This window comes from Nocardia otitidiscaviarum (assembly GCF_007362295.1).
Lineage (GTDB): Bacteria > Actinomycetota > Actinomycetes > Mycobacteriales > Mycobacteriaceae > Nocardia > Nocardia otitidiscaviarum.
Map to the genome: position 1 here is coordinate 2,490,439 of NZ_CP041695.1, position 13,341 is coordinate 2,503,779.

Consider the following 13,341-nt stretch of genomic DNA (forward strand, 5'->3'; position numbering starts at 1 on the left):
CCCGGTCGCGGGTCGACCGGACGCGGAGGTGATGCGGGAGTTGGGATCGCGATGGATCTGAGCGCCATCGAGCGTCGGGTGGCAGCGGATCGGCGGGAAGCCGCGGACCGATCGGCGGAAGCCGAACTGCGACTGGCGGACTCGCTGTACGAACTCGCCACGGCGCTGCTGGCCACGAAGAACGACGACTCGGTGCGGGACCGATCGCCCGGTGCGCTGGAACCGGCGCAGGAGGCGGTGCACATCCGGCTGCGCTGGCTCACCGCCGGACGCGTCGACGCGCGTTTCGCGGGCAAGGTGCAGGACGCGCTGCGGCTGTTCGAACAGGCCGCGCGCACCATCGGGCACCGGCAGCTGGCCACGCACACCATTCGTGACGCCTGCAATGCGTATCGCTATGTGGCGCAGACCTATCCGAACGCCGCCGCGGCCTGTGCGGACTCGCTGTCCAAATGCGGTGTGTGGCTGTGTCGGCTCGATCCGGACGCCGCCGTGGCCGCCGGATCCGACGCGGTGCGGATTCGGGCGGCGCTGTTCGCCCAGGATTCCGAGCAGGCCGGTCGGTATCTTGCCAGTCTGGATATGGTGCTGCGCACCTACATGGTCGGACGCCAGCGCAAACCGGCGCTGGCCATGTACCGCGAGCTCTACACCGCGGTGACCTCCCCGGCCATGACCGCCCGGCTGCGCGAGATGCGGATCGAGGAAATCGGTTTCACCAGCAAGACCGTCACCGCGCTGACCAAACTGGACGCGCTCACCCTGGATCGCGCGGGCTACCTCACCCAGCAGCAGATCCTCTACCAGACCTCCGGCGACCTCGCCACCATCGAGGAGATCAACTGGAAACTGGCCCTGGTGGGGCTGAAACCCCTTGCGCCCGGGGCGCTTCCGGACCTGCCGTCGAAACCGGTGGAGATCGCCGACTCCTTCGGCGCGCTGAGCGTGCGCTGTTCCGACGGTGACGCCCTCGAGCAGGTGCGGGCCGCGGTGCTGGCCGCCTACACCGCCGACGGCGCCCACGTCGTCGACTCCACCGCCTTCCTCGGTGTCAGCCAGCAGCACTGGAGTATTCCCGAGCCGCGATCGAATCCGGAGCAGACCCTCGGCGACGATGTGGTGCTCCTGGAACGCAGCTCCGAGCACTGGATTTCGGTCAAGAGCCTGAAATGGGAGGTCGCGCCGGTCGGACGGCATCCACTGGCGCTGCGGCTGTCCAAGTACTGGCCGGTGGTGAGCGTGACCACCACCGAGAATCTCGCCTACGAGCTGTGCTGGTACGACGACGGGGCGGCCACGCAGTACGCCGCCCTGGGCCGCCCGGCCGGTCCGGCGTCCCTCGACACTCCTTTGGCTCCCTTGAACTTCGCCGCCCTGGCCGAATACGGCGCGGACTACGCCTCCGAGACCCAGGTGCGCGCGGCCTTCGGCAACACCCCGATGTTCGCCAAGCTCACCCGGCTGCCCGCCAGTGGCATCCGCCAAGCCGCCGAGGCCGGACCGCTCACCGATTACGGCGACCACATCCTGTACTTCCGCCGCGACCGCTGACCACGTAGGTGGTCGGGCGTTCAGTGCCGCGCGTCGCGGTCGCCCGGAGCGCGGCGCTGGTCACCGAGCCCACCCCGGCCGCAACCGGTTGGTCTTCATTCCGCGGAACAGTGATGTGGATCACGTTCTGGTCGTACCCTGTTTCACACCACGGATTGCCGTGGCCAGAAAGGGATACGGATCATGAGCACGACCCCCACCGCCGTCCCCCCGTCGCCACCCGTCGCGGAACCGGCCCCGACCCTCGTCACGGGGCTGTGGCGCCGGAAACTACCGCACTATCCCGACACCGGACCCCGATACTGGTATCTGGCCGTCGTGGTCGTCACCTCGGTGGTGCTGTACTACCAGCTGTTCGTGGCCGGTGCGGTGGGCAATGAACTCATCGCGTACTTCGGCCTGACCTTCCGCTACTTCATCGGAATCTTCATCATCGGAGCGGCTTTCGGCGCGGTGGCCTCGGTGGTGGCCGGTGTGATCGATCGCTGGGGCCGGGCGAACATCGTCGCCTGGGGCGCGATCATCTGCACCCTGCTCACCCTGTTCGCCGTACCCGCGACCACCACCAGGGAATCCTTCCTGGTGGTCTACACGCTGATCAGCATTGTCGAGGGTGCGGTCCTGGTGGCGACGCCCGCGCTGGTGCGCGACTTCTCCCCGCAGCTGGATCGCGCCTCCGCCATGGGATTCTGGACGCTCGGGCCGGTACTGGGCGCGCTGGTGACCACCCAGATCTCCTCCCGCACCCTGGACGCCCATCCGGACTGGCAGTACCACTACCGGCTGTGCGGCGTGATCAGTCTGGTCGTCGCGGTGGTGGCGCTCATCTGGCTGCGGGAACTCAGTCCGGCGCTGCGCGACCAGATCATGGTGAGCCTGCGGGATCGGGCACTGGTCGAGGCACGGGCCCGCGGGCTCGATGTGCAACGGCTGGAACGCAATCAGTGGAAGCAGATGATGCGCTTCGACATCCTCGGTTCGGCCCTGGCCATCGCGCTGTTCCTGGCGTTCTTCTACACCATCATCTCGTTCCTGCCGGTGTACATGGCCACGAACTTCGGGTTCACCCCGGCGCGGGCCAACGCCCTCGGCAACTGGTACTGGATCGCCAGCGGTGTGGCCCTGGTGGGCACCGGCATCATTTCCGACCGGATGAAGGTGCGCAAACCGTTCATGCTCATCGGGGCCGTGGTGAGCATCATCGGATTGTTCATGTTCATCCAGCTCACCGATATCGCGGGCACCGACTACTACACCTTCGCACTGGTCATGGTGGTCATCGCGGTCGGCACCGGTATCGCCTACTCGACCTGGATGGCCGGATTCACCGAGACGGTGGAGAAGGTGAATCCGGCCGCCACGGCGGTGGGACTCGCGGTGTGGGGCGGCATTCTGCGCACGGTGGTCACCTTCGTCCTGCTCGGGCTGCTGTTCGTGGTGACCGCGGCGGGCACGCTGGTCAACCATGGGCCGCGGCTTCAGGAGATCCAGCAGCGCTACAGCGCCGAGATCGCCACCATCCAGACCGTCGGGGCCGACACCATGGCCGAACTCGGCCGCGATCCGAACGATATGGACGCCCAGGTGCGGGCGCTGACCGCACTCACCCGAGCCGACGCCGAGGACATCGAGACCGCCCTCACGCTCAATGCCGAGTTCCCACAGGAGCTGGCGACGCTGCAGGCGGTCGACACCGCCACGCTCACCGCCGTTTTCGTCGATCCGGACGATACGGCGGCGCGGCAGTCCGCGGTGGAGCAGATCGCCCGCGAGTTCGGCATCCCCACCGAGCAGGCCGCCGCGAGACTGGTTGCGGCACAGCGGGTGCCGCCGACCGATCTGGCCGTCGCCAGCCGGGTGGGGCCGCAGTTGACCGAGGCGAGCGCCGAATTGCAGGCCGTCGCCGACATTCCCGAGGAAGACCGGGACTACCTGGCCGAGCACGGCACCGAGGTGCAGCAGGCCCGCGCGGATTCGCCCGAACAGTGGGAGACCTGGTGGTGGATCTGCCTGGCGGCGCAGGTGATCTTCATTCCGTTCGTGTTCTTCATGTCCGGCCACTGGAGTCCCCGGCGCGCCGCCGAGGAGGCCGCCGAACACGACGAGCGGGTGCGACGCGAACTCGAGACGATGGAACAGCGGTAGCGAGCGGCCGAGGCACGCGATGCGGTGCCCGACCGTCGCGGCGCTCGCCGCAGTCGGCCGCACCCGAGCGCAGCGGTGCCGCCGTCAGAACAGTCCGACCGTGTAACCCTCGTCCCGGATGCCGAGGTAACGCGGGCCCGCGCACTGCCGCAGTGCCGCGTCGAGCGGGGCGACCAGCTCACCCGCGGAACCGAACGGCAACCGGTAGCCGTCGCGGCCCTTGTGGAACTCCCACAGGTGATCCATCTCCGGGTGCCGGTTCCGAAACTCGGGATCGATGGGGAACAGGTCGAGTCGGACCATGGTGGTCCGAGGCCGCCCGGGCGCACGATTCACGGTGCGCGATACCGCGATCGCGGACAGTTCGGCCCAGCCGACCGCCCATGGCGCGCCCTGTGGATCGTGCCAGCGAATACCGCTCCGGTCGAGGATCAGCTGACGCGGTCGGGTGAGCATTCGCCAGCCCAGCAGGCCGACCGCCGCGATTATGAGCAGCACGGCTCCGAACACCATGGCGGCCACCTCGGCGACGCGGCCTCCGGATACCCCGCCGGTGGCCGCGCTGACCACGACCACCAGGCCGAAACCGCCCGCCACCAGCATCCCGGCCAAGGCCCGCCCCTTCGTACCCCGCGCCACATCGATCACGATCGGTTCCGCTGCCTGCTGATACACAGCAGCAGACTACAAATACCGCGGCTGGGTCGCAGCCGAGAATTCGCCGGTCGGGACGGGCGCACCGACCGCATCCGGGCGTTCGAGGCGCGAGCCCGCCGGGCGGGCAAACCACCCATCCGTGGTCCGGCCGTGCCCGGTGACTACCCGGTCGCCCCGGCGCGATCGGGTTGCCGGGCCTCGAGTGCGGCGGCGTCACGCACCGCACCCCGGTCCGCGGAGGTGGCCAGCAGCGCGTAGGTGCGCAGGGCCAGCGACACCGGGCGCTGACGGTCGCGGGGGCGGTAGCCGGGGCCGGCGACCAGGGCGGCACGGCGGGCCGTGAGTTCGCCGGCGTCGACATGGAGAGTGATCGCGCGCGTGGGAATGTCGATGGTGACGGTGTCGCCGTCGCGGACCAGGGCGATGGGGCCGCCCGCCGCCGCCTCGGGGGAGACGTGGCCGATGGACAGGCCCGACGAACCGCCGGAGAAGCGGCCGTCGGTGATCAGGGCGCAGCTGTCGGCGAGGCCGCGCCCCTTCAAATACGCGGTGGGGTACAGCATTTCCTGCATGCCCGGCCCACCGCGCGGCCCCTCGTAGCGCACCACGAGCACATCCCCGGGCCGCACCCGGTCGGCGAGAATCGCCTCGACGGCCTGCTCCTGCGATTCCACCACCACGGCCGGTCCGGTGAAGGTGTGCAGGGCCGCGGGCACCCCCGCCGATTTCACCACCGCGCCGTCGGGGGAGAGATTGCCGCGCAACACCGCCAGGCCGCCGTCCGCGGTGAAGGCGTGGCCGATGTCGCGGATACAGCCCTGCGCCGCATCGAGATCCAGCGAATGCCAGCGCCGCGACTGGGAGCACGCCGTCGCCGAGCGCACCCCGCCCGGAGCCGCGTGGAACAACTCCACCGCCTCCGGAATCGGGTTGTCGCCGCGCACATCCCAGGCATCCAGCCACTCCCGCAGCGAATGCGCGTGCACCGCGCGCACATCCCGATGCAGCAGTCCGGCCCGGTCCAATTCGCCCAGCAGGGCCGGGATGCCGCCCGCGCGGTGCACATCCTCGATGAGGTAGGGGCCGTTCGGCGCCACCTTGCACAGGCAGGGCACCCGCCGTGACATGGCCTCGATATCGGCCAGGGTGTAGTCGAGTTCGGCCTCCTGGGCGGCGGCCAGCAGGTGCAGGATGGTGTTGGTGGATCCGCCCATGGCGATATCCATGGCCATGGCATTGTCGAAAGCCTTGCGGGAGGCGAGGTTCCGGGGCAGCACCCCGGCGTCGCCGTTGTCGTACCAGCGGCGCGTCAGATCCATGATCGTGCGTCCCGCCGCCTCGTACAGGGCGCGGCGGGCGGTGTGGGTGGCGAGGGTGGTGCCATTGCCGGGCAGGGCCAGCCCGAGCGCCTCGGTCAGGCAGTTCATCGAGTTGGCGGTGAACATGCCGGCGCAGGAACCGCAGGTGGGGCAGGCGTTCTCCTCGATGCGGTCCATATCCGCGTCGGACACCAGCGGGGAGACCGCGTCGGCCATGGTGGCGATGAGATCCAGGCGGCTGCGCACGGTGCCGTCCACCAGCACCGCGGTGCCGCCCTCCATGGGGCCGCCGGAGACGAACACGGTCGGGATGTTCAGGCGCAGGGCGGCCATCAGCATGCCGGGAGTGATCTTGTCGCAATTGGAGACGCACACCAGAGCGTCGGCGCAGTGCGCGTTCACCATGTACTCGATGGAATCGGCGATGAGGTCGCGCGAGGGCAGCGAGTAGAGCATGCCGCCGTGGCCCATGGCGATGCCGTCGTCCACCGCGATGGTGTTGAACTCGCGGGCGATGCCACCGGCCGCGCGGATGGCGTCGGTGACGATCCGGCCGACCGGCTGGAGGTGGGTGTGGCCCGGCACGAATTCGGTGAAGCTGTTCGCCACCGCGACCACCGGCTTGCGGCCGATATCCGCCGACGGCACGCCGCTGGCGCGCATGAGCGCCCGCGCGCCCGCCATATTCCGGCCGTGTGTGACCGTCCGTGACCGCAATTCCGGCATCTCGCCACCTCCCGAGCAATCTACAACCGTTTGGTTGGAGTTTGGCACGTTCGGGCGCACAACTGCAACCGTTTGGTTGGAATTACTAGGATGGGGCCATGGCGTGGGATACCGAGGGCACCAAGCGGCGACTACTGGAGGCGGCCGTGCAGGAGTTCGCCGAGCGCGGACCGGCCGGTGCGCGGGTGGCCGCCATCGCCACCCGCGCCGGTATCAACAAGGAACGGATCTACCAGTACTTCGGTGACAAGCAGGGCCTGTTCGAGGCGGTGCTCACCGATCAGCTCGAACAGCTCGCCGCGGCCAGTCCGCTGTCGGCCGCCGACGCCGGACAACTGGCCGACTACGCCGGACACGTCTACGACTACCACCGCACCCACCCGCAATTCCTGCGCCTGCTGCACTGGGAGGGACTGCAATCCGGCCAGCCGACCGCCGAATCCGCGCGCGCCGCCCACTACGCCGAGAAGGTGGCGGCTCTGGCCGCCGCCCAACGCGCCGGAGCCCTCCCCGCCGACGTCGCACCCGGCTACCTGCTGTACGCGGTCGCGGCCCTGGCCGCCTGGTGGTTCGCGGCACCGCAGGTCGTGCGCATGATCCTCGGCGCGGACGCCGACGACCCGATCGCCCAGCGGGCAGCGCTCGTGTCGCTGGTCCGCCGCCTCGAGACCGGCCCCGCGACCTAGCGCCGCAACAGTTCCCGCAGTGCGGCGACGACCGTGGTGGGCGCTTCCTCGGCCATGAAATGCCCGCAGCCGACCGTCTCGTGCCGTAGCTCCGGTGCCCAGGCGCGCCAGCGCGCCGCGGCGTCGAAACCGAGGGCGCTGCCCCAATCCTGTTGCAGCACGGTGGTCGGCATGGGCAGAACCGTGCCGGCTGCCCGGTCGGCGCGGTCGTGCTCGATATCGACGGTTGCCGAGGCGCGGCAGTCGGCCACGATCGACGGCACCGCCGCGCGGCTCGCCGCGAGGTAGACCTCGCGCAGGTCGGCGGGGATGGCGGCCGGATCCTGCAGCCAGGTGTCGAGCAGATGGCCGAAGAACACGTCCGGGCTCGCGCCGATGAGTGCTTCGGGCAGGCCGGGCGGCTGCGCCATCAGATACAGGTGGAAGCCCACCGCCGCGGACACCCCGTGCATGACCTCCCACATGTCGAGGGTCGGCAGCACGTCCAGGCAGGCGAGGTGGGTGACCGCCCCGGGGTGGTCGAGTCCGGCGCGCACGGCGACCAGCGCACCCCGGTCGTGGCCCGCCAGCGCGAACCTGTCGTGCCCGAAAGCGCGTGCGACAGCGACGATATCGGCCGCCATGGTGCGCTTGGAGTAGACGTTCTCGTCGACGGCGACCGGTTTGTCGCTGTCACCGTAGCCGCGCAGATCCGGACAGATGACGGTGTGGTCGGCGGCCAGATCTGCGGCCACATGCCGCCACATGAGATGGGTCTGCGGCAGACCGTGCAACAGCACCACGGGCGAACCGGAACCGGCGACGGCCACCCGCAGCGAGACATCGTCGGCGACACGGACCCGCTGATAGTCGAAACCGGGGATACGGGGGGACATGAAGATCCTTTCGATCGGAGACGGCACCCAGCCTCGGGGGCGGCACTGAGCAGTCGGTCAGCGGTGACTGAGCGCGATGTTCGGCGCGTGGGTGTTCGGTGGTGACTGAGCGTGGGTGTTCGGTGGTGACTGAGCGTGGGTGTTCGGTGGTGACTGAGCGCGATGTTCGGCGATAACTGCGCGCGGATGTTCGGTGGTGGCCGCGCGTGGGTGTTCGGTGGTGACTGCGCGTGGGTCGGGCGCGCGCGTGGGGCGGGGTCGTAGCATCGGTGGGCGTGATCGGATCGGCGATGCCATGGCCCTGACCTTCGGCGTGCTCGGACCGCTGTGGGCCGAGGATGAGCGTGGGCGGCTGCCGCTCAAGGGGCCGCGGCATCGGGCCGTGCTGGCGCGGTTGCTGGTGGCGCGGGGGCGGGTGGTGCCGGTAGCGCGGTTGATCGACGATCTGTGGGACGATCCGCCGGAGCAGGCGGTCGGCGCGATCCAGACCTTCGTCGCGGCGCTGCGACGCGCCCTGGAACCCGACCGGCGGCCGCGCCGACCCGCCCGGGTGCTGGTCACCGAACCGCCCGGCTATGCCCTGCGCATCGACCCCGCGCAGGTGGACGCCGGGCGCTTCGAGCTGGCCGTACGGGCGGGCGGGGAACTGCTCGACGCCGGAGACGCCACCGGCGCGGCCACCACCCTCGACGCCGCCTTGGCGCTGTGGCGGGGTCCCGCCTACGCCGAATTCGCCGAATTCCCGTGGGCGCGAGCCGAAATCAACCGTCTCGACGACCTGCGGCTGCTGGCCGTGGAGCAGCGAGCCCGCGCCCACATCGACTCCGGCGACACCGCCGCGGCGGTGGCCGCCCTGGAAGCGCACCTGCATGAGCACCCCCTGCGCGAACGAGCCTGGTGGCTGCTGGCCCTCGCGCTCTACCGTGGCGGCCGCCAAGCCGACGCGCTCACGGCCCTGCGCACGGTGCGCGCTCGCCTGCGCGACGAACTGGGCGTGGACCCCGGCCCCGACCTGCGCGATCTGGAGGCGGCCATGCTCGCGCAGGACCCGTCGCTGGAGTCGAGGCATCCGCAGGATGGCAGTGCCGCCGCCAGCCCTCGGAGTGGGAGGCCGGAGCGCGCGCCGAACACGATGGCTGCGCATGCAGCGGCTCGGGGAATGGCAGCTGCCGCCGAGGGCGGGACGTCGCCGGAATCGGCGGCCGGGGGCGAGGGGGCGCCGGAATCGGCCGACCGCGTGGATGCCACAGCCGCGTCCGGGCCGTATGCGCCAGCGCGAATGTCCTCGGCCGCATCCGGATCGGCGTCGGGTATCGGCGAAGCGGCGACGGCCGCCGGAACGCCTGTTGCACACCATTTCTCGAAGCGGTTCTTCCTTGGCCGAGCAGCCGAACTCGAGCGATTGGAGCGAACAGCCGCAGCGGCGATCGCACGGGGTTCGTCGGAGCTGGTACTGATCTCGGGCATGGAAGGAGCCGGCAAAACCGCACTCGCCGAAGCATTCTCGGCAACCCTGGCCGCCCGTGGCTGGACGACGGCCTGGGGGCCGAGCCCGGCGGGCCGGGGGGTTCCGCCGAACTGGGCCTGGCGGCGGATCGTGACGGAGCTGGCCGCGGCAGGAGGCTCGCCGGTTGGCGGGGCGGACGCTATGGCCGGGTCGAACGCGGTTGGCGAGGTGGGCGAGGCTGGCAGGGCGAACGTGGCCGACGGGGCGGACGCGGGCGGCGAGGCGGACGCGGCCGGCGAGGTGGGCAGGGCGAACGTGGCGGGCGCGGCGAACGTGGCGGGCGAGGCGGGCGGGGCGAACATGGCGAGCGGGACCGACGTGGGCGGGGCGGACGTGGCGAGCAAAGCGAACGTGGTCGGTATGGCGAACGTGTCGGGCGGGGCGGACGTGGCGGGCGGGGGGAACGTGGTCGGCGGGGCGAACACTGCGGGCAGGGCGGACGGGGCGAACGTGGTCGGCGGGGCGGACGCGGTGGGCAGGACGAAAGTGGCTGGCGCGGCGGATGTCGTGGGTGGGGCGGACGTGGTGGGTGGGGTGGTCGCTGCCGATCCGGCGGTGGCGCGGTTCGCTGTGCGGGAGCGGACGCTCGGGCTCGTGCGCGCGGTCGCGCGGCGGGCGCCGGTGGTGCTGGTCTTCGACGATCTGCACCAGGCGGGGGCGGAGACGCTGGAGCTGGTGTCCGCCCTGGTGACCGAGCGGGTCGGGGGGCCGGTACTGGTGATCGGTGGGTACCGCGATACCGAGGTGGGGGACGCGCTGCGGGATGGATTGGCGCGGTGGGCGCGGGTTGAGCCGGAGCGGATTCCGCTGGGTGGGCTGAGCGAGTCCGAGACCGGTGCGCTGGTGCGCGCGGTGGCGGGGGAGGCCGTCGACGGGTGGCTGGCGCGGCGGATTCACCGGCGCGGCAACGGAAATCCGTTCTTCACCCGGGAGCTGGCCCGGTTGGCCGCGGATGCGGGGGAGGTCGCGCTGCGGGAGATACCGGCGGGGGTGCGGGATGTGGTGCGGCAGCGGCTGTCTCGGCTGCCGGAGGCGGAGCGGGCAGTGCTGCGGCGGGCCGCGGTGCTCGGGGTATCGGTCGACCAGCAGGCCGTAACGGCGCTGGTCGGCGATGACGCGGCGGTACTCGATGCGCTGGACGCCGGACTGCGAGACGGTTTTCTGGTCGAGACACCCGACGGCGAGGTGTCGTTCGCGCACGCGGTGGTGCGCGACGTGCTGTACGACGAGATCGGCGCACCGCGCCGCGCCGCATGGCACGCCGACGCGGGGGAGTACCTCGAACGGCGCGGAACGAGCGAACCCGCCGAACTCGCCGACCATTTCGTGCGCGCGGGCGGCCGAGTCGGCGGGGCACGCACCGCCCGCTACGCCCTCGCCGCCGCCCGTGCCGCCGAACGGGCCTTCGCGCCGCACGAGGCGGCGCGCTGGTTCGCCGCGGCCGCCACCGCCTGCGACCGGGACAGCGATACGCGCGGCAGCCTCGAAGCCACCCTGGGGCTCGGGCGCGCCACCGCGCTCACCGGAGATCTCGCGGAATCGAGACGGCAACGCGCGCAAGCCGTCCGGGCCGCCGACCGCTTCGACGATCCGGAACTCACCGCCCGCGTCATCACCGCCTTCGACGTCCCCGCCCTCTGGACCGACACCGACGATCCGGAACTGGCCCGCCACGTGGTGACGATCGCGGAACGCCTCCTGCCTCGACTCCCGGACAGCGGCGCGGGCGCCTCGGTCGATCGTTCCGACAACTCGGCGCCTCGCGCCGGTGGTTCGCCCGGGGACGCGGAGGTGGTGTCCGAGAGCGGGGTAGGGGATCCGGCGATGGAGTCGGTCGGTGGGACCGAAGGCGCGGAGGTGGTGTCCGAGAGCGGGCCAGATCCGGCGGTCGGGTCGGAGAGTGCGATGGACGGCGTGGCGGTCGGGTCGGCCGGTGGGATCGGGGGCGCGGCGGAGGAGTCGGCCGGTGAGATCGGGGGCGCGGCGGTCGGGTCGGTCGGTGGGATCGGGGACGTGGCGGTGGAGTCGGCGCGTAGGTCCGAGGACATCGAGGCGCTGCGTGCCCGCCTGCTCACCACTATCGCACTCGAGCTGCGCGCCGCCGACAGTGCACGCGGGCGGGCGGCGGCCGCCGAGGCCGAACGGATCGCGCGTCGGCTCGACGACCCGGCCCTGCTGGCATTCGCGCTCAACGGCCGCTTCATGCAGAGCTTCCACCGCGCCGGACTCGCCCCCGAACGCGCCCGGATCGCCGACGAACTCATCACCGTGTCGCAGGCGCACGAACTGGTGAGCTTCGAGGTGCTCGGCCACCTCATCGCCGTGCAATCACTCAGCGCCACCGCGGATTTCGCCGCCGCCGACGCGCATGCCGCCGCCGCCGACGCGCTGGGCGAGAAGTACGGGTTACGGCTGGTCGCCTTCTTCACCCGCTGGTATGCCACCCTGCGCGACGCACTGACCCTGCCACCCGCCGACGCGGAGGCCGCCTACCGCGCCACCGCCGCCGCCCACCCCGGCGCGGCCATGCCCGGCCTCCGGCACGGTCTGCTCCCCCTGGCCCTGCTGAGCGTGCGCCTCCGCCACGACCTGCCGCTCGACACCGATCCCGGACAGGACTTCGGCCCGCACGAGCCTTGGGTGCGCCCCCTGCTCCTGCTCGGCCAGCACCGCGCGGACGCCGCCCGCAGCGCACTGCACGCCGCCCCCGCACCCCCACCGGACCTGCTGCTGGAACTGCGCCTGTGCCTGCTCGCCCGCGCCGCCCGCGACCTCGGTGAACACACCGTGCTGGCGACACTGCGCGACCGACTGGCCCCCGCCGCGGGCGAACTCGCGGGCGCGGGCACCGGCCTGCTCACCCTGGGCCCGGTCGCGAACTTCCTCGATGACCCGGAGGTCGGTGGTGACCGGCCCTGACACCCGGTGCGGACGGCGGATGCTGTGGTGTGGGCAACGCGGCGTCGATCGGGGCGCTATGCGGGAACGGGTGCGGTGCCGAGCGCGTCCGCCAGTGCGGTGAGGGTCGGGGCGCATCCGGCGTCGATGCGCAGCGTCGCCAGCTCGTCGCCTCGGGTGGGGCCGCGGTTGACGATCACCACGGGGCGGTGGGTTCTGGCGGCGTGGCGGACGAAGCGCAGGCCGGACATGACGGTGAGGGAGGAACCGGTGACGAGGAGGGCGTCGGCGGCGTCGACCATCGAGAAGGCCGCTGCCACACGGTCTTTGGGGACCGATTCGCCGAAGTAGACGATATCGGGTTTGAGCATGCCGCCGCAGCGGTGGCAGTCGACCATGCGGAAGGCGGAGGTGTCGTCGAGTACGGCGTCGGCGTCGGGGGCCACCTCGAGGCCGTCGAGGGTGACGGTGTCGGCGAAGCCCGGATTGGCGGCCTCCAGCCGGTCGGCCAGGGTCAGGCGGGAGATGAGGCCCTGGCAGTTGAGGCAGCGCACGCGCAGGTAGGTGCCGTGCAGGTCGATGACGGCGCGGCTGCCCGCCTTGGTGTGCAGCAGATCCACGTTCTGGGTGATCAGCCCGGTGACCACGCCCGCGCGTTCCAGCCGCGCCAGCGCGCGATGCCCGGCATTGGGCCGCGCGGCGTCCATGCGCCGCCAGCCGACGTGATTGCGGGCCCAGTAGCGCTGCCGGAAGACCGGATCGCCGACGAACTGCTGGTAGGTCATGGGATTGCGGGGCGGCGCGTCCGGACTGCGGTAGTCCGGGATCCCGCTGTCGGTGGAGATGCCCGCCCCGGTCAGCACCGCCACCCGCCGCCCGGCCAGTATCTCGACCAGCGCACCGAGCCCTGGAACCACCGCCTCGTCCGACATGCACCCAGGGTACGAGCCCGCCCGTCGGCGAGTACACGCGTGCCG

General features: G+C 71.3%; 8 protein-coding genes. 4 read left to right on the top strand and 4 right to left on the bottom strand.

What is annotated here, in order from left to right:
- Window positions 1-51: 51 nt before the first annotated feature.
- Together FOH10_RS10820 and FOH10_RS10825 are read left to right on the top strand one after the other, a co-directional pair.
- Entirely contained in the window at window positions 52-1,551 is a 1,500-nt protein-coding gene (locus FOH10_RS10820; protein WP_143980612.1) for a hypothetical protein, read from the top strand.
- Between the two features lie 183 nt (window positions 1,552-1,734).
- On the top strand, window positions 1,735-3,696 hold the full coding sequence (locus FOH10_RS10825) for an MFS transporter (RefSeq protein ID WP_143980613.1): 1,962 nt from the start codon (window positions 1,735-1,737) through the stop codon (window positions 3,694-3,696).
- An 84-nt stretch (window positions 3,697-3,780) separates the two neighbouring features.
- On the opposite strand, the gene FOH10_RS10830 is transcribed toward FOH10_RS10825, so the two are convergent.
- Complete coding sequence (locus FOH10_RS10830; RefSeq protein ID WP_221937952.1) at window positions 3,781-4,371, bottom strand: hypothetical protein; 591 nt, start codon at window positions 4,369-4,371, stop codon at window positions 3,781-3,783.
- A gap of 143 nt (window positions 4,372-4,514) precedes the next feature.
- Window positions 4,515-6,398 (bottom strand): dihydroxy-acid dehydratase, encoded by a 1,884-nt coding sequence (gene ilvD / locus FOH10_RS10835; RefSeq protein WP_143980614.1) that lies wholly within the window; start codon window positions 6,396-6,398, stop codon window positions 4,515-4,517.
- A gap of 98 nt (window positions 6,399-6,496) precedes the next feature.
- Here ilvD and FOH10_RS10840 point away from each other — a divergent pair, with 98 nt between their 5' ends.
- Window positions 6,497-7,084, top strand: coding sequence for a TetR/AcrR family transcriptional regulator (locus FOH10_RS10840; protein WP_143980615.1), 588 nt, complete (start codon window positions 6,497-6,499; stop codon window positions 7,082-7,084).
- Here FOH10_RS10840 and FOH10_RS10845 read toward each other — a convergent pair.
- Window positions 7,081-7,959 (bottom strand): alpha/beta fold hydrolase, encoded by an 879-nt coding sequence (locus FOH10_RS10845; RefSeq protein WP_143980616.1) that lies wholly within the window; start codon window positions 7,957-7,959, stop codon window positions 7,081-7,083. The two genes, FOH10_RS10840 and FOH10_RS10845, sit on opposite strands and share 4 nt — an antisense overlap.
- A gap of 295 nt (window positions 7,960-8,254) precedes the next feature.
- Here FOH10_RS10845 and FOH10_RS34770 point away from each other — a divergent pair, with 295 nt between their 5' ends.
- Window positions 8,255-12,385 carry a BTAD domain-containing putative transcriptional regulator gene (locus FOH10_RS34770; RefSeq protein WP_186000789.1) on the top strand — a complete coding sequence of 1,377 codons (4,131 nt, stop codon included), beginning with the start codon at window positions 8,255-8,257 and terminating at the stop codon, window positions 12,383-12,385.
- Window positions 12,386-12,441: 56 nt separating this feature from the next.
- On the opposite strand, the gene FOH10_RS10855 is transcribed toward FOH10_RS34770, so the two are convergent.
- Window positions 12,442-13,296, bottom strand: a complete 855-nt coding sequence (locus FOH10_RS10855; protein ID WP_143980617.1) for an NAD-dependent protein deacetylase — start codon at window positions 13,294-13,296, stop codon at window positions 12,442-12,444.
- Window positions 13,297-13,341: the final 45 nt, after the last annotated feature.